The sequence below is a fragment of the Glutamicibacter sp. M10 genome (genome assembly GCF_025452055.1).
Classification (GTDB): Bacteria; Actinomycetota; Actinomycetes; order Actinomycetales; family Micrococcaceae; genus Glutamicibacter.
Map to the genome: position 1 here is coordinate 1357685 of NZ_CP104918.1, position 17407 is coordinate 1375091.

At 59.3% G+C, this 17407-nt stretch carries 17 protein-coding genes and 1 pseudogene; 11 read left to right on the forward strand and 7 right to left on the reverse strand.

The annotated features are described in order from the left end of the window. Positions 1-5 precede the first annotated feature (5 nt). Positions 6-1501 (reverse strand): annotated as a pseudogene (locus tag N6V40_RS06625) (CoA-acylating methylmalonate-semialdehyde dehydrogenase). Positions 1502-1583: 82 nt separating this feature from the next. On the opposite strand from N6V40_RS06625, the gene N6V40_RS06630 reads away from it, so the two are divergent. From N6V40_RS06630 to N6V40_RS06640, 3 genes are all read left to right on the forward strand, one after another. After that, a complete protein-coding gene (locus tag N6V40_RS06630) occupies positions 1584-3110 on the forward strand; it encodes a PucR family transcriptional regulator (protein WP_262199459.1) in 1527 nt (508 codons plus the stop codon). A gap of 61 nt (positions 3111-3171) precedes the next feature. Continuing rightward, the gene (locus tag N6V40_RS06635; protein ID WP_262199460.1) at positions 3172-3762 is read left to right on the forward strand and encodes a hypothetical protein; all 591 of its coding nucleotides are present in this window, start codon (positions 3172-3174) and stop codon (positions 3760-3762) included. Continuing rightward, positions 3759-4859 (forward strand): HNH endonuclease signature motif containing protein, encoded by a 1101-nt coding sequence (locus N6V40_RS06640; protein WP_262199461.1) that lies wholly within the window; start codon positions 3759-3761, stop codon positions 4857-4859. Before N6V40_RS06635 ends, N6V40_RS06640 begins: the two co-directional genes overlap by 4 nt. A 64-nt stretch (positions 4860-4923) precedes the next feature. Here N6V40_RS06640 and N6V40_RS06645 read toward each other — a convergent pair whose 3' ends face one another. From N6V40_RS06645 to N6V40_RS06655, 3 genes are all read right to left on the reverse strand, one after another. Beyond that, positions 4924-5982, reverse strand: coding sequence for an ImmA/IrrE family metallo-endopeptidase (locus tag N6V40_RS06645; protein ID WP_262199462.1), 1059 nt, complete (start codon positions 5980-5982; stop codon positions 4924-4926). A 168-nt stretch (positions 5983-6150) separates the two neighbouring features. Continuing rightward, on the reverse strand, positions 6151-7530 hold the full coding sequence (locus N6V40_RS06650) for an aspartate aminotransferase family protein (protein WP_131088989.1): 1380 nt from the start codon (positions 7528-7530) through the stop codon (positions 6151-6153). Then, positions 7527-7994 (reverse strand): Lrp/AsnC family transcriptional regulator, encoded by a 468-nt coding sequence (locus tag N6V40_RS06655; RefSeq protein WP_131088988.1) that lies wholly within the window; start codon positions 7992-7994, stop codon positions 7527-7529. The genes N6V40_RS06650 and N6V40_RS06655 overlap by 4 nt, the downstream gene beginning before the upstream one ends. 217 nt (positions 7995-8211) lie before the next feature. On the opposite strand from N6V40_RS06655, the gene N6V40_RS06660 reads away from it, so the two are divergent. From N6V40_RS06660 to rpsN, 8 genes are all read left to right on the forward strand, one after another. After that, complete coding sequence (locus tag N6V40_RS06660; RefSeq protein ID WP_131088987.1) at positions 8212-9438, forward strand: ABC transporter substrate-binding protein; 1227 nt, start codon at positions 8212-8214, stop codon at positions 9436-9438. A 60-nt stretch (positions 9439-9498) separates the two neighbouring features. After that, complete coding sequence (locus N6V40_RS06665; protein WP_131088986.1) at positions 9499-10632, forward strand: ABC transporter ATP-binding protein; 1134 nt, start codon at positions 9499-9501, stop codon at positions 10630-10632. Beyond that, positions 10629-11531, forward strand: a complete 903-nt coding sequence (locus tag N6V40_RS06670; RefSeq protein WP_131088985.1) for an ABC transporter permease — start codon at positions 10629-10631, stop codon at positions 11529-11531. Before N6V40_RS06665 ends, N6V40_RS06670 begins: the two co-directional genes overlap by 4 nt. 1 nt (position 11532) lies before the next feature. Beyond that, positions 11533-12330 (forward strand): ABC transporter permease, encoded by a 798-nt coding sequence (locus N6V40_RS06675; RefSeq protein ID WP_131088984.1) that lies wholly within the window; start codon positions 11533-11535, stop codon positions 12328-12330. Positions 12331-12480: 150 nt separating this feature from the next. Then, complete coding sequence (locus tag N6V40_RS06680; protein WP_131088983.1) at positions 12481-12981, forward strand: MarR family winged helix-turn-helix transcriptional regulator; 501 nt, start codon at positions 12481-12483, stop codon at positions 12979-12981. 332 nt (positions 12982-13313) lie between these two features. Continuing rightward, entirely contained in the window at positions 13314-13550 is a 237-nt protein-coding gene (rpmB, locus tag N6V40_RS06685; protein ID WP_060702424.1) for a 50S ribosomal protein L28, read from the forward strand. A 1-nt stretch (position 13551) separates the two neighbouring features. After that, the gene (gene rpmG, locus N6V40_RS06690; protein WP_022874359.1) at positions 13552-13722 is read left to right on the forward strand and encodes a 50S ribosomal protein L33; all 171 of its coding nucleotides are present in this window, start codon (positions 13552-13554) and stop codon (positions 13720-13722) included. Between the two features lie 3 nt (positions 13723-13725). Further along, positions 13726-14031, forward strand: coding sequence for a 30S ribosomal protein S14 (rpsN, locus tag N6V40_RS06695; RefSeq protein ID WP_131088982.1), 306 nt, complete (start codon positions 13726-13728; stop codon positions 14029-14031). Positions 14032-14110: 79 nt separating this feature from the next. On the opposite strand, the gene N6V40_RS06700 is transcribed toward rpsN, so the two are convergent. Genes N6V40_RS06700 through N6V40_RS06710 form a run of 3 tightly spaced genes read right to left on the reverse strand, consistent with a single transcriptional unit; the run spans position 14111 to position 17160 of the window. After that, positions 14111-14704 carry a DnaJ family domain-containing protein gene (locus tag N6V40_RS06700; RefSeq protein WP_262199466.1) on the reverse strand — a complete coding sequence of 198 codons (594 nt, stop codon included), beginning with the start codon at positions 14702-14704 and terminating at the stop codon, positions 14111-14113. Beyond that, on the reverse strand, positions 14701-15228 hold the full coding sequence (locus N6V40_RS06705) for a GNAT family N-acetyltransferase (RefSeq protein ID WP_262199468.1): 528 nt from the start codon (positions 15226-15228) through the stop codon (positions 14701-14703). Before N6V40_RS06705 ends, N6V40_RS06700 begins: the two co-directional genes overlap by 4 nt. Before the next feature lie 9 nt (positions 15229-15237). After that, on the reverse strand, positions 15238-17160 hold the full coding sequence (locus N6V40_RS06710) for an FAD/NAD(P)-binding protein (RefSeq protein ID WP_262199469.1): 1923 nt from the start codon (positions 17158-17160) through the stop codon (positions 15238-15240). Positions 17161-17407 lie beyond the last annotated feature (247 nt).

Here is a 17407-nt window from a genome sequence, read left to right on the forward strand (position 1 = left end):
TGCTCCTAGTCGTTCTGCGGGAAGCCGAGGTTGATGCCACCGTGGCTAGGATCTAGCCAACGTTTGGTAACCACCTTATTGCGGGTAAAGAATTTAAAACCTTCGGGGCCGTAGGCATGCTGATCCCCAAAGAGTGAGGCCTTCCAGCCGCCGAAGGAGTGGTAGCCCACCGGCACGGGGATCGGTACGTTGACCCCCACCATGCCCACCTGGATCTCGTTTTCAAAGCGGCGGGCCGCCCCGCCGTCATTGGTGAAAATCGCGGTGCCATTGCCGTATGGCGAGGCGTTGATCAGTTCGATGCCCTCGTTGAAGGACTGGACGCGCACCACCGAAAGCACCGGGCCGAAGATCTCGTCCGTGTAGATGGACATGTTGGTGCCGACCTTATCGAACAGCGTCGGGTGCAGGAAGAAGCCTTCACCCTCGGCATCCACGGTGCCGGTGCGACCATCAACCACCAGGTCCGCTCCCGCCTCGATTCCGGCATCGATGTAGCCGGCCACCTTGGCCTTGTGCTCACCGGTGATCAGCGGGCCCATATCGCAGCCGCGGGTTCCATCACCCACGCGCAGCGTCTTGGCGCGCTCGGCGATCTTGGCCACCAGCTCATCGGCGATCGAATCGATGGCCACCACCACGGAGATCGCCATGCAGCGCTCTCCGGCGGCGCCAAATCCGGCATTCACCGCCATATCGGCGGCCAGATCCAGGTCGGCATCGGGCAAGACCAGCATGTGGTTTTTCGCCCCGCCAAAGGCCTGGACACGCTTGTTATGCGCGGTGCCGGTGGCGTACACGTATTGGGCGATCGGGGTGGAACCAACAAAGGACACCGAGCTCACCCGCGGGTCGGTCAAGAGAGTATCCACCGATTCCTTATCTCCATGCACCACGTTGAACACGCCTTCCGGGCCGCCGGCCTCGGCAAAAGTTGGGCAAGCCAGATGGCGGCCGAAGGATCCTTCTCCGATGGTTTAAGCACCACGGTATTACCTGCGGCGATCGCGACCGGGAAGAACCACAGCGGCACCATGGCCGGGAAGTTAAACGGCGAGATGATCGCTGCCACGCCGACCGGCTGGCGCAGCGAGTGCACGTCCACCCCGGTGGAAGCGTTTTGCGAGTATTCACCCTTCAGCAGATACGGCGCGTTGCAGCACAGCTCCACGACTTCCAGGCCGCGGGCCACTTCACCGAGGGCGTCGTCCAGCACCTTGCCGTGCTCGGCGGTGATGATCGCGGCCAGCTCGCCCTTGCGCTCGGTCAGCAACTGGCGGAAGTTGAACATGATGGCGGTGCGCCGTGCCAGCGAGGTGTCGCGCCACTTAGGGAACGCCGCGGCGGCGGCAGAGATGGCCAGCTCGGTGGTGGCCTTGGAGGCCAGCTGCACGGTGCGGGCCACTTCACCGGTGGCCGGGTTGTAGATCTTGCCGGTGCGATCTTGAGTCGACGTGGCGGCGTTATTAATCCAGTGCTGCAGGTTTTCGGTAGGTGTCATGGCTTCATCATGGTCGAGAAAAGTGAGTCAGAACACCGGCACTATGTCATGATTTAAGCTCGATCGATGACGGAGTGTAAAAATGCTGACGGTTAATGAGGTGCTGTCCCTGCCCATCGTGCAAGGCGCAGAACCCGAAGTGCTCTGCGCTGACGGCCTGGACGCCGAACTGCGCTGGGTGCACGTTACCGAATCCAGCGAAAACATCGCACTACTGCTCGGCGGAGAGCTGATGCTCACCACCCTGCGCAACGTGAGCGACGTCCGCGAATTTATCACCGCCCTGCGCACCGCCGGCGCATCCGGGGTCATCATCGAAAACACCAGCGGCAGCAATTTTTCCGTCGCAGATCTAGGCTTACCGGTGATCGTACTGCGCCGCCAAACCCGCTTTGTGGCCATCACCGAGGTCATCCACCAACTCTTGGTCGCCCAACAGCTTGAAGCCGTGCAATTTTCTCGCACCGTGCACGAAATCTACACCGAGCTCTCACTCAAAGAGGCGGACGAAGCGCAAATTGTCACCCGCACCGCCGCGCTACTGGACGCCCCGGTGGTCCTAGAAGATGTCCGCCACCGGGTCTTGGCGCACGCCGGCGCGCAACTTGATGACTGGATCAACCGCTCCAAATTTGTCGGCTTCCTGGAGCACACCGGGCGCAGCACGGGGGCGGAAAACTGGTTGCAAACTCCGGTGGGGGCGGCCCGCCGACGCTGGGGCCGGCTGATCGTCCCCACCGAATTAGCGGACGATGAACGTGCGGCCATGGTCCTTGAGCGTGCCGGGCAGGCGCTGACCATCACTCGCCTGTCCGGGCGCGATGAACGAGAACTGCTCTACCAAACCCGCACCGCCACCTTGCACGAGCTGATCGCCGGACATAACTACAGCGACAAGGAGCTGGCCAGCCGGACCCAAGCCTTGGGCCTGACCGCCACCGCCTACTACGTGCCGGTGGTCATTTCCAGCAGCGCGGCAGCCACGGCCACCCAAACTCAGCTGGCTGACCGTGCCCTGCTTGAAGTGCTCGATCAGCTCGCCGACATCCTGCACCTGGGCTTCCTCGCGGGTCTGCTTAAACCCGGGTACTTAGGGCTGATCCTGCCGTTGCGCGCCCGCGAATTACTGGACTCCACCCTGCAAGGATTCACCCGCCGCTTGGCCGAAGAACACAGTTCCCCGCTGGCCATCGGGGTGGGTTCCGAAGGCAACCTGCGCACCGCCATCACCGGGCTGGAACAGGCGCGAGCGGTGAGCGAAATTGTGCCGCACCTACCCACGCGCGCCCGCCCCTATTACCGCTTTGCCGACCTGCGCCTGCGCGGGGTTTTATCTGCCATGGGCAACGACTCGCGGATGCGCGCCTTTGCCCACGCCGAACTGGCCGGGTTGCTGGACCCGCTCGATGAACCCGCACTTGACCTGCTCGAACTCTACCTCGCGCACGGCGGCAACAAGTCCGCCCTAGCTAAGGCCGGCTATCTCTCGCGCCCCACGCTCTACACGCGCTTAGCCAAGCTCGAAGCCAAACTAGGGGTGGGGCTGCACTCCGCCGAATCCCGAGCCAGCTTGCAAGTTGCATTGCTCTGGCACCGCCTGCACGGCTAGTTCTCCACATCCCGCCCCGCGGTTTCTGCGCGCGCTTGCGCCCCGGCGCACACTGACAAACATGAGCACAGCAACCGCCCAAGCGCTACAAGATCTGGCCACGGCCAACAAGCTTTACGCGTCCGCTACTGCTGTGCTTTCAACCTCCGAACTTCCGGCCGGGCACGCTGCCTACTTCGTGTTGGCCACCGAAAACCATGCCTCCGTCCAGTCGCGCGCCCAGCTGCACGCCGCCCACGCACTACGCACTTCCGGCGCCCACAAACTCGACCAAACTTCCCTGCAAATCATCGCCGATCTCGGCGCCGAACCGAGCGTGGAGCAGCTGATCGCCGCCGAAGGGCACACCACCATGGGGCGCACGCACTACCGCTCCGCCCGCGCCATGATGCATGACTGGCTGGACATCCCGTGCAGCACGGTGAACGATCGGCTGGTTCAGGCCGACTGCCTCATCGGCGGCATCGACGAGTCCGGCGCACCGCTTCCGCCCTGGCTGCCCAAGCTCTCGCAGCAATTCGCCAACCCGGAAGTTGATCCTCGCCTGGTGTTGGCCACCGCGACCAAGCTGCATTCGGTCCGCAAAGACCTGGATGACGGCGCGGCGGGCGAGGCCCAAAAGAGCAGCTCGAATCCCAAGCCCTGCAGATGATTGACGGCGAACCCAAGTCAGCCCGCAAGCACATTGGCGAACTCGTCGCGCAGGTCAAAGCCGGCAAGCGACCGCTCAAGGCACTGCTTGAGGAGGTCGGGCTCTACCGCCGAGGCCTGCGCAAAGGCCTAGTTGAGTACATCCTGCGCGTCCTGCCCTCACAGGCGGCGGTGATTGAGGCTTTCTTTGCGGCCTTGGCCAACCCGTCCACGCTGGCCGGCAACCGCGACGCCTTGCAAGATACCGAGGCTGAATTCACCGGCGAGCAAGGCTCCGGCTGGGATGACGAATCGACCAAACCCGACTGGGCCCGGCAGGACTCTTCCTCCACCGACCCGCCGCCCGATCCGCCTGATCCGGGCGACGCGCCCGCCGACCCACCAGCTCCACCTGCTCCACAGGCCGACCCGCAGCCAGCGTGGGAAGACTTGAAGCCGGAGCGAAGGCGCCTGATCGGAGTGATGGCGTTGTTGATGGCCGATCATTCATCTCGAACCGCACAAGACACCGGCACCCGAAAAGGTTTGGCAACAGGTCAAGTCAGCGTCATTTTGGATTACGAAAAAATGATGGCAGGAGGCGAAAAATATGCAGTCAGCTCTTCGGGATTTACCCTCGCCCCCGGCGAAGTGCGCGCGATGATGTGTTCGGCGGGAATCTACCCGGTCATCCTCAACGGCAAATCGCTACCACTAGACCTTGGCCGCAGCCAACGGCTGTTCTCCAAAGCCCAGAGCAGAGCTCTACGCGCTGCCTATCGAGGATGCTCTTACCCGGGCTGCTCCATGCCCGTTGAACGATGCGAGCTCGACCATCTTGACGCCTGGGAAAAAGGTGGCGCCACGGATATCAATTCGGCCGCCCTGGGCTGTCCGGTCCATCACGTCGAACGTCATTGCGGCTTGTTCCACGCGGTGAAAATCCCGGGCTGTCGACCGATGGTACTACTGCCCGAGGCCTTGGATCCGGAACAAAAATTGCGGGTCAACACGTATTTCATGACGCCCGACGAGGCCATCAAGGCCGACCAGCTCGCCGATCGGATGACGGAATTATGGCGTGCCGGCGAGCTCCAAGTAGAAATCGTCGACCCCTGAAGCCTGGCCCCGAAGCCGCCCCTGAAAAAAGCCTCGAATCCCCCTATAGCCGGCTCGCCCTCAGCTACAGCGCGTGCAAATGCCCGCGGATACTCTCCCCAGGATCCTGCTGATTTTCGCCGGTGAGTAAAACAAAAGCCTGCCCAAAAGTCAGTTCGTGAATATGCTGTTCGGTCAGGCCCAATTCCTGGGCGATCCGCGCGGTACTGGCCCGGTGGTCAAACTGTAGTGAAGGGAAGACCAGCGAGAAGACCCGCGAGGTTTCCGGAGCGCTGTTGCGCACCGGCTCAAGCAGCATCTCTTGGCATAGCCAGGTGTAGGCGCTTTCGCCCAGCACCCCACACGCTCGAGCATGAGCCAGAATCACCGTGGCCGGCACCCCAAAATGTTTTTCAAGCGTGAGCAATTGAGGAATCTGCAAAAGGTTCGAGACCCGAATCTGCAAGGACAACGCCGGCATGAGCAGGTGCGCGGCGAATTGATCGGCCTCCAACTCAGCGTGGGCGATCTGCTCCCCATTTCGGCTCAGCGACGAGTGCAGTACCAGGTGCCCCAGCTCATGGGCCAACGCAAAGCGTTGCGCCGCACTAGTGCCCGAGGCCAGGAAGATGAACGCTTGGCCCTCTTCCCAGAAGCTGAAGGTTTTCACCGCGTCGAGCTCGGCGGGCAAACTGAGCACCCTCACCCCGTGAGATTCAAGCAGGTGCAGTACGTCGGGTAACGCCCCGCAGCCAAGATCCCAGTCCAAACGCAATTGTGCTGCCGCGTCAGCCGGGTTGTAGCCGGTCAGTTCCGGCACTTCGGTCGGTGGAAAATGGAAAGTTTGGGTGATCAGTCGGTATAGCTCCACACCGGTGCGCCCGGCGGCCGCTGCGGCGAGCTTCTGCGCGTTGCTGGTACGTCGCGGACTGCGGAAGAAGATCCGTTCAGCGTCGATCCCTGAGGTGGCGGGAAGGCGGAAAAATTGCTCGGCACAACCTAGCGTCTGCGCCAACGCAGTACTCAATTTTTCGGGGGCCTGGGCCAGTTCCCGCTCGCCCACGCCCAGTGACGCGGCCAGCGCTGACCTGCTCAGTGCCACACGTTCACGTGCGAGCCTGATTCGGGTCGGTTCCAGTGTCATGAGGTTCCTGCCATCTTCCAAAAGGCGATCTTGATCGTCCAATGACCTCAGACTAGTGGCCTATGACACAAAGCACCAATTGAGCGACAAACCGTGAAGAACCGCCGCTTCATATGACGCTGACTTGCAGATTTATGGCCCGCAGGCAGATCCTGCGGGCCAAATGGGTTAGATCTTGTTGACCGCTTCTTTCAGCACGGTGCGCAAGATCGATTCAATCTGGTCGAACTCGGGTTGTCCGATGGTGATCGGTGGCGCCAGCTGGATCACCGGGTCTCCGCGGTCATCGGCTCGGCAGTAAAGACCCGCCTCCCACAAAGCAGGGGAGAGGTAGCCGCGTAGCAGTCGCTCGGACTCTTCGTCGTTGAAGGTCTGCTTTGTTGCCTTGTCCTTGACTAGCTCGATCCCATAGAAGTAGCCGGCCCCGCGCACGTCGCCCACAATGTCCAGGTCGCGCAGCTTATCTAGGGTCGATTTGAAATTGTCGGCGTTGTTTTTGACGTTCTCGTTCAGCCCCTCGCGTTCGAAGATGTCCAAATTGGCCATCGCGACGGCAGCGGCGACCGGGTGCCCACCGAAGGTATAGCCGTGGTAAAAGGTGGTGTCTCCCTTGGTGAACGGTTCAAAGAGCTTGTCCGACACAACCATCACACCAAGCGGTACATAACCACTGGTCAGGGCCTTTGCCGAGGTGATGATGTCGGGGACAAAGCCGAAGTCATTGCAGGCGAACATCGAGCCGATGCGTCCGAACGCGCAGATGGTTTCATCGGAGACCAGCAGCACGTCGTGCTCGTCGCAGATTTCGCGCACCCGATCAAAGTAGCCAGGTGGCGGCGGGAAGCAGCCGCCGGAATTCTGCACTGGCTCCAAAAAGACGGCAGCAACGGTGTCCGGGCCTTCAAATTCGATGGCTTCGCGAATACGCTCCGCGGCCCAGAGTCCAAAGTCCTTCTCATTGTCGGCGAACATTTCTGGCGCCCGGTAGAAGTTGGTATTTGGCACCCGGAAGGTGCCCGGAACCAGCGGTTCAAAGGGAGTTTTCATATCCGGCAGCGAGGTGATGGCCAGGGCGCCTTGCGGGGTGCCGTGATAGGCCAAAGCGCGGGAGATGACCTTGGTCTTGCCAGGCTTGCCCTTCATTTTGAAGTGCTGCTTGGCTAATTTGAAGGCCGATTCCACCGCTTCGCCACCGCCGGTGGTGAAGAACACGCGGTTGAGGTCTCCCGGGGCGTAACTGGCAAGACGTTCAGCCAGGTCAATCGCTGGTTCATGGGCGTAGGACCACAGTGGCATGAAGGCCAGCTTTTCTGCCTGCTTGGCCATCGCTTCGGCCAGTTCGGCTCGGCCGTGACCCGCGTTAACCACAAACAGACCGGAGAGCCCGTCAAAGTACTCACGACCGGCGTCGTCGTAAATCTTGTGCCCCTGCCCGCGCGAAATGATCGGAACGTGGCCACCCTGTGCGATGGAAGAGTGCCGGGCCATGTGCATCCAAAGGTGATCGCGAGCTGCTTGCTGGCGATCGGTACCGCGTGGTGTGTTCATCGTGTTCCCCAGTTGTATTCCTGTTTTTTCAGTGAAAGGTACGTGAAGGTATTGGTGCTGAGCACGCCGTCGATCCCGCGGATGGTGCCAATCACGCGCAAGAGGTCTTCGTCGTTAGAGCAGATGACCTCGGCGAGAATGTCGGCGGTTCCGGTGGTCACCAGGCAATAGTCGACTTCTGGCAGTTCGGCGATGCGATCGGCGGTGCCGTTGATGTCTTGATTGGCGACAATGCTGATCATTGCCTGGCGGGTGAAGCCCAGTTCCAATGGGTTGGTGACTGCGACGATTTGCATAACGCGACTCTCGACCAGCTTCTGCACGCGTTGGCGTACCGCTGCTTCGCTCAGGCCCACTGCTTTGCCGATGGCGGCATAGGAACGACGCCCGTCTTCCTGCAGCTGTTCGATGATCTCCTTGGAAATTTCGTCGATGACCTGTGCTGAGTGCGAGGGTAACGTCATATCGACCTCCTTGGGTCTTGGGGGCTTTGAACCGACCCTACAGCCACTGATTCAGTTGCGAAAGGGGGTATTTTGTAAGTTTCTCGTTTCCGGTTCGTTAAATACCTGAGGAATCTTTTGTTTAGCTCTTGTTTGACTTTTGTATAGCTGACAGGATGAACGACATCAGTTTCCTATGTGACCGATCTCATTTTCACGATGCAAAAGGACGGATGCCATGTCGCACTCGCAACGACGACTACCGCAAGATCCTCAAGTTCGAGCACTGGTCCAAGCCATGGGTCAACGCAGCTTTTCTCGCCGGTCCGTGCTGTCCACCGCAGGCGCGTTAGGGCTGACCGGCCTGCTGGCTGCCTGTGGCACCGGCGGCTCCAAGGACACCAAGACCGAGGCGGTGGTGACCGATCTTTCCGAGTCCGATCAGAGTGTGAACTGGGCCAACTGGACCCTGTACCTAGACTACGACGACAAAAAGAAGACCTACCCGACCCTCGACGCGTTCACCAAGAAGACCGGCATCAAGGTCAACTACGCAGAGGACATCGACGGCAACGATTCGTACTACGGCAAGGTGCAGGGGCAGCTTAAGGCCGGCCAGGACATCGGCCAAGACATCGTGACGCTCACCGACTGGATGGCTGGGCGGTTGATTCGTCAGGGGTACGCCCAGGAACTGAACCTGGATAACATCCCGAACGCAGCGAACCTGCTGCCAAGCTTGCAGAACGTCGATTTTGATCCAGGGCGCAAACATTCGCTGACCTGGCAGACCGGTTACGCGGGCATCGCCTGGAATAAGAAGGCTTTCCCCAAGGGTCTGAAGTCCCTGGATGACCTCTGGGATCCAGCGCTGAAGGGCCGGGTCACCGTGCTGGATGAAATGCGCGACACCATGGGGCTATTGATGTTGCAAAACGGTGTGGATGTGGCCGGAAAATGGGGCGAATCTGAGTTTGGTGCGGCCACCGACGTGCTGCGCAAGAATATCGACAACGGCCAGATTCGCCAGGTCAAGGGCAACTCCTATAAGCAGGACTTCATCTCCGGGGACGCGATCGCAGGCATTGTGTGGTCCGGTGACGTGGTGCAAATGAATTTTGAGAACGACGACCAGTGGGAGTTCATCCTGCCTGAAGCCGGCGGCACCCTGTGGAGTGACAACCTGATGGTTCCGGTGGCCTCGCCGCACAAGACCAATGCGGAGAAGCTGATGGATTTCTACTACGATCCGGCCGTGGCCGCCGAGGTCGCCGCCTATGTGAACTACATTTGCCCGGTGGTCGGCGCCAAAGAAGAGATGGAGAAGATCGATCCGGAGCTGGTGAACAACCCGCTGATTTTCCCTACCGATCAGGACCTGGCCAAAGCACATGTCTTCCGCTCGCTGGAGCCAGACGAGGAATCAACGCTGGCAACTCAATTCCAGAACGCGATCGGCGCCTAAGATGCACAATCAAAGATCGCACGGGCAGAACCGCGGGCAGCATAAGGACGTGATAGGGGTATGACCACTTTGGCTCAACATACACAGAGCCCCGTAACTTCGGGTGCTGACCTCGAACTTTCGGGCATTAGCAAACGCTTCGCCAGCTTCAGCGCGGTGGAAAACCTGGACCTACTGGTTCCAGCGGGAACATTTTTTGCCTTGCTGGGGCCCTCGGGCTGCGGCAAATCCACCACCTTGAGAATGATCGCAGGACTCGAAGCTCCGAGCGAAGGCAGCATTTTGATCGGCGGGCAGGACGTCACCGCACTGCCCAGCCACCGCCGCGAAGTTAATACCGTTTTCCAGTCCTATGCGTTGTTCCCGCACTTGTCGGTGCTGGAAAATGTGGCCTTTGGGCTCAAGCGCAAAAAGGACAAACAGGCGATTGACAAGGCGCGGACGGGTCTGGAGCTTGTTGAGCTCGCGCACCTGGCCAACCGCAAACCTGCGCAACTCTCCGGAGGTCAGCAACAGCGCGTGGCCCTAGCCAGGGCGCTGGTTAATCGCCCGCAGGTGTTGTTACTTGATGAGCCGCTCGGCGCGCTGGATATGAAATTGCGCCGGCAAATGCAGCTGGAACTGAAGAAGATCCAGACCGAGGTGGGGCTGACCTTCATCCACGTCACCCACGACCAGGAAGAGGCCATGACCATGGCCGACGTGGTCGCGGTGATGAACGGCGGGCGGATCGAACAAATGGGTCCGCCGCGCGAACTGTACGAATTGCCACGCACCGCTTTTGTGGCCAACTTCTTGGGCAAATCCAACTTGATGCGCGGCACGGTCAGCGCAGTGACGGATGGCATGCTCAGCGTGGAAGTTGTCGGGCGCACCATCTTGCTTCCAGCTGAGCGCGCGGTGCAAACCGAGGGAGACGTGGTGGTCGGTGTCCGCCCAGAAAAGATCACCATCGACCGAAACCCAGTTGATGGGCAGAATCAGCTCACCGGTACTGTCGTGGACGTTTCCTTCACCGGCACCACCACGGAATACCTCGTGGACGTCGCGCAAATCGGCCTGATCGGCACCTTCACGCAGAACCGTGGCCAGCAACCGGCGGCAGAAGGTGACACGGTGTTCCTTGGGTGGGAAGCTGAGCACTCCTTCGGGCTGGCCGGGGATGAACGTGTGGACGCAGGGGTCGAGTCATGAGCGTCGATCTGCGTAGCAAGGACGAGCTACGGGCAGAAAAACGCAAAAACCGCACTGGCATTTTTCTGATCACTCCCGGGTTGTTGGTTCTGGCATTATTCTTCGCTCTGCCCGTGGTGATCTTGCTGGCGATGAGCCTGTACTCCAAACCACCCGGCGCGGAGGTCGGCGAATTTGTGCCGGGCCTGCAGTTCAGTAACTACGCGACGGTGCTTTCGGCGTACTGGCCAGAACTCTTGCGCTCCTTCTGGTTTGCGCTGATCTCCACCGTGCTGGCATTGCTGATCGGCTTCCCGATGGCTTACCTGGTGGCCGTACGGTTGCGCGAAAAAACCCTGTTGCAAGGCATCTTGTTGGTACTGCTGATCGCCCCGTTTTTCTCCAGCTTTATCCTGCGCACCCAGGCCTGGAAGCAGATCCTGGCCGATGAAGGATTTGTGGCGCAGACGCTGAAATTCATCGCGATCCTACCCGCGGACGGACACCTGACAGCCACTCCCTTTGCGGTGGTGGCCGGCCTGACCTACAACTTCCTGCCCTTTATGGTGTTGCCGATCTATGCGAACCTCGGCCGGCTTGATACCCGGTTGTTGGAGGCCTCCGGGGATCTGTATGCCAGTCCGATCACCTCCTTTGCCAAGATCACGCTGCCGATGAGCGCGCCGGGTGTTTTTGCTGGCACCTTGCTGACCTTCATTCCGGCCGCTGGCGACTACGTGAACTCGGCGTTGCTGGGCAATAACCGAGATACCACGATGATCGGCCAGGTTATTGACTCACGGTTCTTCAAAATCATCGACTACCCGGGCGCTGCGGCGCTGAGTTTTGTGCTGATGGTTTCGATCCTCATTCTGGTCACGATCTATATCCGCCGCTTTGGCACCGAGGAGTTGATGTAGCGTGAAGCAGAAAATTGGACGCTGGCTGATTCCGGTGATCGGCGGTGCGGCTTTTATTTACCTGCTGGTGCCGATCGCCTACATCTTTGTCTTCTCCTTTAATGACGGCGGCCGAGCCAACCTGCAATGGCAGCGCTTCACCCTGGATAACTGGATGAACCCGTGTGGGGCTCCAGCGGTATGCCAGTCGTTGGTGCACTCCTTGCAGATCGGCACGGTGGCCACGGTGATCGCTACGGTATTGGGCACCGGGATCGCGATCGGTTTGGTGCGGTACAAATTCCGCTTCCGCAAGCTGACCGACGTGCTCATTATTTTGCCGCTGGCCACCCCGGAAGTGGTGCTCGGTGCGTCGCTGCTGGCACAGTTTTTGAATCTGGGGTGGGAGCTGGGTTACGGCACCATCGTGATCGCCCACGTGGTCTTCTGCATGTCCTTTGTGATCGTGACGGTTAGGGCTCGCGTCTCCTCGCTGGATTCACGATTGGAAGAGGCGGCAGCCGATCTTTACGCGTCACCGGCCGCGGCCTTCTGGAAGGTGACCTTCCCGCTGTTGCTTCCCGGCATTATCGCCGCGGCGTTGTTGTCCTTCGCGATGAGCTTCGATGACTTCATCATTACGAACTTCAACTCGGGCGCGTTCCAGACTTTCCCGAAGTTCATCTATGTTTCGGCCACCCGTGGCATTCCCGCCCAAGCGAATGTTATCGGTTCGGCAATGTTCATCGTTGCCCTATTAGTAGTGGTCACAGGCCAAGTGATCAGCTATCGCAAGAAGCGGCAGCTAGAAAATTCGTGATTATCCAGAGGCTTGCACCGCACGGTGCAAGCCTTTGGTTTTCCTCAGAAAAGCTCAGGTTTAGGCGGTTGCCTAGCTTGACAATGTATTCTCTTACCCGTTGACTACCGCACTTCCTGCACTGGCAGGGCCTGAACGATTGGACCACCGATGAGCGAGAAGCCTGTTTGGCTGACCCAGTCCGAACGCGACGCATGGCTCGGACTTCAATCCGTCATGACCCTGCTCCCGTCCGCGCTGGACTCCGATCTGCAGGGGCTTGAAGGCATTACGCTCTTCGACTATCACATGCTGGCCATGCTCTCCGAGGCGGATAACCATCAGCTTTCGATGACCCAACTGGCTTCGCATACCAGCGCCTCGTTATCCCGGCTTTCGCACGTGGTTAAGAAGCTGGAACAGCGCGGCTGGCTGCTTCGAGTGCAATCTCCGGACGATGCACGTGTGAAAATCGCCTCATTAACGAAGGCTGGATGGGAAGCGGTGGTGCGAATGGCGCCTCATCACGTCGCTTCGGTTCGTGCACTTTTGTTCGATCCCCTTGATGACAAGGACGTTAAGAGTCTGGCGCGGATTACGCGGAAGATTACTGCCTCGCTTCAGCAAGATCACTGGATCTTAAAGCCGGGCGCGACCGATTTGGAACACTGAGGAATTCTCGATAAGCTAATCAGGCGTTAATCGCGTGTGTTGTTGTGCCGCCGCACGGTGGGATGGCAACTGCGCGTTGCCCGTAATACCGAATATCGTGACCACCTGAGTACGGGGACATTGCTCGACCGGTTACGAAGTTCACCGACATACATACTTTAAGGCTCTTCGGTTGGTTCTCACCCAGCCTGGTTACCTTCCTAGTGTGCAGTATTAACGGTGTTTCACTGGTTGGCGGGACTCATAACGCACAAAAGCGGTGCCGATATTTACTTATGGGCACTGTGCGCGAGTACCGCCGAATTTTACTACTAACTAACTGAGGAGTGATCATGGCAGCTGTTTGCCAGGTAACCGGTACTACTCCGGCCTTCGGACATAGCATCTCCCACTCGCATCGCCGCAACAAGCGTCGTTTCGATCCGAATATCCAGAAGAAGACCTACTACGTGCCTTCGTTGCGTCGCAAGGTGACCCTGACCCTTTCGGTCAAGGGCATCAAGCTCATCGATGCTCGTGGAATCGACGCTGTTGTTGGCGACCTGATTGCGAAGGGTGTGAAGCTCTAAGATGGCAAAGAAGGATAAGGACGTACGTCCGATCATCAAGCTGAAGTCCACCGCTGGTACCGGTTTCACTTACGTAACCCGTAAGAACCGTCGTAACGACCCAGACCGTATGGTTCTGAAGAAGTACGATCCAGTAGTCCGCAAGCACGTCGAATTCCGAGAGGAGCGCTAAGACATGGCCAAGAAGTCCAAGATCGCAAAGAACGAACAGCGCAAGGTCATTGTCGAGCGTTACGCTGAGAAGCGCCTCGAGCTGAAGAAGACTCTTGTAGATCCAAACGCAACTGACGAGGCTCGTGAAGCAGCCCGCGTAGGCCTGCAGAAGCTGCCACGCGACGCTTCCCCGATCCGCGTTCGTAACCGCGACGCGATCGACGGTCGTCCACGCGGTACCTTCCAGAAGTTCGGTATCTCCCGTGTTCGCTTCCGCGACATGGCACACCGTGGTGAGCTTCCGGGCATCACCAAGTCTTCCTGGTAAGACCTGCAAGTCATCTGACTTAGCAAAAGCCGCTCTCCTTTGGGAGGGCGGCTTTTGCCGTTAAGTTCGTCTTTAAGCACTAGCTTTTGCGTTGCCACCAACGGCGCTTGGGGATGATCGCTGGCTCTGGCTGGGCAACCGCGCGGCGACTTTGCCAAGCAAAGACCTCGACATCCACCTCACGCAGCGGTGTAATCACCGGCGGACCGCCAAGTAGCTGGCGACGAGCATCGATAATCCGGGCGTTGAAGTCCTCGACGTGCGCGCGTACTGCCGCCGGCGTGGGTAAACGATCCAGCGTCTGCTCCAAGTGTTCGTCCTCAACCCGCAAGGTTAACGCCGGTGGGCCCAGACCGGTGATCTGTTCGCGGCGCATCATCGACTTCATCCACCAGTCTGGATCATTATTATTGGTCAGGTGGTCGATCTTCTGCCCCGATAGGGCAAGGTTCTCAAACTCGCCACGGGCAAAGGCCTCATCGAGCACGGAATTGGCAACCTCCCACGCTTCATCTTCAGCGTGTAGCTGCAGCGGGGTTTTGGGCTTTTGAACCGGCGCCATGCCGGTGGCCTGGGCATACTCATCTACCGGCAGAGGCGTTTGATCGCTGGCCTTGCCCATGGCGTAGCGTGCGGCGTTCAGCGCAGCATCCGAATTCTCCGGTTGGTTCATACTCCTATCGTGGCATTAGCTTGAGCGTGAGGCAACGCCTTGGTGAAAGGCAGGTGCCCGATGGTTAACGGGTCGGCATCAAGATCAAAGTGGGGCTGGTAGCCTGCGTTCAGGTACAGCTTAAGCGCTTCGGGTTGACGCGGACCGGTGGTGAGGTAGAGCTGTGTATAACCCAGATCGATCGCGGCCAACTCAAGTTCCTGCAGAACCCTACGCGCCAGGCCACGACGTCGGTGGTCTTCATGGGTCCAGATGCGTTTGAGCTCGGCGGTGTGCTGGTCATAACGACGCAGCGCCCCACCGGCAACGGTCTGTCCGTCCTCCTCTAGAATGACAAATCGTCCCAGTGGGGCCGTGAATTCGTGGGCGGGGAAGCGCTCAAGTTCGGCGGCTACCGCACCGTTGCGATCCCCGTAGCGCTGGGTGTATTCCACGGTGAGCCCGGCAAAGAGCGGGGTTAGGCGAGGATCGCCAATCAAAACGGCATGGGCGGTGAGGTTGGGTGATTGCTGTTGCGTGGTCATCTTGATCTTCTAGCCTAGGGTCCGATGGGTTTGGGCGATGGCGCCGGCTAATTCCCACTGGTTCATGGCCGCCGGTGCGGCGAGCAGTTCGCGGGCCAGCGCGTCACTATCAGCAAAGGGCGCGGAATTGGAGTTCGGCCGGGAGAACGCGCCGCCTTGGAATCGACCGGCGGTAGCACCGGTGGCAAAGAGCCAACGGTGGATGCTCCCGCCACGACCGATGACTTGGCGCAGTGAAGTGATGTGCATTTTTCCTGAACCTCCGGGTTCTTCGGTGATCAATCCCTGGTGGTACAACGAGACCAGCAGGGGATCGGTGCTGGTTGAAATGTGGGTCGATGGTAGCCGTGCTTCGATGAACCACGGCGCGTGCACTTCGCCGGCGAGGGTTTGGGCGCAAAAAAGCTGGCGATTGGCGTCAAAACCGAATGAGGTTTCTGGACCCAAGAAGCTGATAAATCCTGCCTCGTGTAGGGCGAGTAGCTCGCGCAGACGGTGCGCCGGTGGGCCAGAATCGACAAAGCTGAAGAAGCCTTGCCACCATCCTGCTAGCTGAATTCGACCGGTGTCACTGAGTAGGGCGTCGACGACGGGCAGGGTGACAAAGGATTTGAGCAGACCAAAAAATAGTGCCTGGAACTGTGGATGATCGGCCGAATCGCGCACCCGCAAATCCTCTTTGATATGTTCGCGCACCAGCTGGTTGAGCTCTTGAGCTTGGCCTTGGGCGGGCAATGGCCGGGGGATGGGCAGCGGGAATTCTAGGTCCTCAAATTCCAGCCGGAATTCTGGGGCGACAAATTGGGCCACGAGGCTTGTGCGTTCGGGCGAATACCAAGAGATGGCATCGAAGCGGGCATGGAATTCGCTCCAGATACTTGGTGCGAATGAGTGGGGCGTGGCAAAAATTTCGCGGTAGTAAAAGAAGGCTGCTTCCTTGGCGATCAATGGCCAAACATGGGCAAAAAAGTCCAGTTCGCCGTGCTGCGCGTGTAATTCATTGACGGCTTCTTCGGTGAAGTAACCGGTGCTCAGCGGCGCAGTGGTGGTGCTGCGAATTTTGCTGTGATACGGAACCCCGCGCCGCGAACCGGCCAGAAGTTTCGGTTCCTGGCCGCTGGGCAGATAGCGCAAACTTCCGTTCTCGCCGGCAACAAACTTGCCCCCGCGGCCCTCAAAAAGCAGCACAAATAGGTCGGTGAAGGCCAGCCCCATGCCAGAAACCAAGACCTCGGTCCCGGCCGACAGTGTCTGAAAGTTGATGTCGTTGGTGTAGCCGGGCGGGATGTAGCCCAAATGATCGGCGGTGTCGGCGTGGGCGGCAAATTCTAGGGATCGGGCATCGGATTCCAACCGCGCGTCTAGGTGACCCTGAACGAGGACAACCTGATCGGCGACGATTTCACGACCTGAGGCAAGGAGCACTCGATGGGTGCTGGACTCGGAGAGCAGATCCACGGCCGTATCCTGATGGATTTTGATGACGTCCGGGCTGGCAAATGAGGCCTGCGCGCGGGCGAAAAACCAGCGTAGGTAGCAGGACTGCAAACGCCGGGTCGGAAAATCGGCAGGACCCAGGCGAGCAACCTCGGCTCGCAGCAGCGGATCGGTGAGCAATAAGGAAGGCACATCGTGAAGCTGCCCGTCGCGAATAAGCTGCACCCACTGATCTAAGGCAGGGCCGTCCTTGGCTGGGCCCAGGCACTGCACCGACGCGTCGGTAAACATCGTGACATCCGCGGCGCGCGAATTGAGTTTAAGCAGCGGGCTTTGATCTTCGCGCCAGATGCGTCCGGCACCCACCGGGAAGGGGTCAACGACATGTAGGTGCAGGGCGGTGTTGTCCAACAACTCACGGTTGGCACTGATGCGCTCGAGAATCATCGCGGTGCGTGGGCCGCCGCCGATAAAAACGATGTGCTGCTCGGACATTTTTCTCCTTTGCGCCGCCGGCCGGTAGGTGCGGAATCTGTAGTTAGCGCCAGATTAGGAGCCTTGCTTTGTCCGACGCTAGCGGGTGTGACTTGCAAGGACGCAAAGTTCACGGACCGAGATGCAGCAGCAACACGTCGTTATAAAACGCCCGGTTTTGGCCGTCACTTTTCGTCATTTCGACACATGGTGTCTTTGAGTGAACGAGCGTGAACTAGCCAGATGCGGTGGTCGTCCCCACGGCTCT

Bases quoted from the DNA above. Each gene is read 5' to 3' on its own strand.
- N6V40_RS06705 (WP_262199468.1), bottom strand. From the start codon at position 15,228: ATGACCACGCAACAGCAATCACCCAACCTCACCGCCCATGCCGTTTTG.
- rpmG (WP_022874359.1), top strand. From the start codon at position 13,552: ATGGCAAAGAAGGATAAGGACGTACGTCCGATCATCAAGCTGAAGTCC.
- N6V40_RS06660 (WP_131088987.1), top strand. From the start codon at position 8,212: ATGTCGCACTCGCAACGACGACTACCGCAAGATCCTCAAGTTCGAGCA.
- N6V40_RS06655 (WP_131088988.1), bottom strand. From the start codon at position 7,994: ATGACGTTACCCTCGCACTCAGCACAGGTCATCGACGAAATTTCCAAG.
- N6V40_RS06640 (WP_262199461.1), top strand. From the start codon at position 3,759: ATGATTGACGGCGAACCCAAGTCAGCCCGCAAGCACATTGGCGAACTC.
- rpmB (WP_060702424.1), top strand. From the start codon at position 13,314: ATGGCAGCTGTTTGCCAGGTAACCGGTACTACTCCGGCCTTCGGACAT.
- rpsN (WP_131088982.1), top strand. From the start codon at position 13,726: ATGGCCAAGAAGTCCAAGATCGCAAAGAACGAACAGCGCAAGGTCATT.
- N6V40_RS06665 (WP_131088986.1), top strand. From the start codon at position 9,499: ATGACCACTTTGGCTCAACATACACAGAGCCCCGTAACTTCGGGTGCT.
- N6V40_RS06645 (WP_262199462.1), bottom strand. From the start codon at position 5,982: ATGACACTGGAACCGACCCGAATCAGGCTCGCACGTGAACGTGTGGCA.
- N6V40_RS06680 (WP_131088983.1), top strand. From the start codon at position 12,481: ATGAGCGAGAAGCCTGTTTGGCTGACCCAGTCCGAACGCGACGCATGG.
- N6V40_RS06670 (WP_131088985.1), top strand. From the start codon at position 10,629: ATGAGCGTCGATCTGCGTAGCAAGGACGAGCTACGGGCAGAAAAACGC.
- N6V40_RS06710 (WP_262199469.1), bottom strand. From the start codon at position 17,160: ATGTCCGAGCAGCACATCGTTTTTATCGGCGGCGGCCCACGCACCGCG.
- N6V40_RS06635 (WP_262199460.1), top strand. From the start codon at position 3,172: ATGAGCACAGCAACCGCCCAAGCGCTACAAGATCTGGCCACGGCCAAC.
- N6V40_RS06700 (WP_262199466.1), bottom strand. From the start codon at position 14,704: ATGAACCAACCGGAGAATTCGGATGCTGCGCTGAACGCCGCACGCTAC.
- N6V40_RS06630 (WP_262199459.1), top strand. From the start codon at position 1,584: ATGCTGACGGTTAATGAGGTGCTGTCCCTGCCCATCGTGCAAGGCGCA.
- N6V40_RS06650 (WP_131088989.1), bottom strand. From the start codon at position 7,530: ATGAACACACCACGCGGTACCGATCGCCAGCAAGCAGCTCGCGATCAC.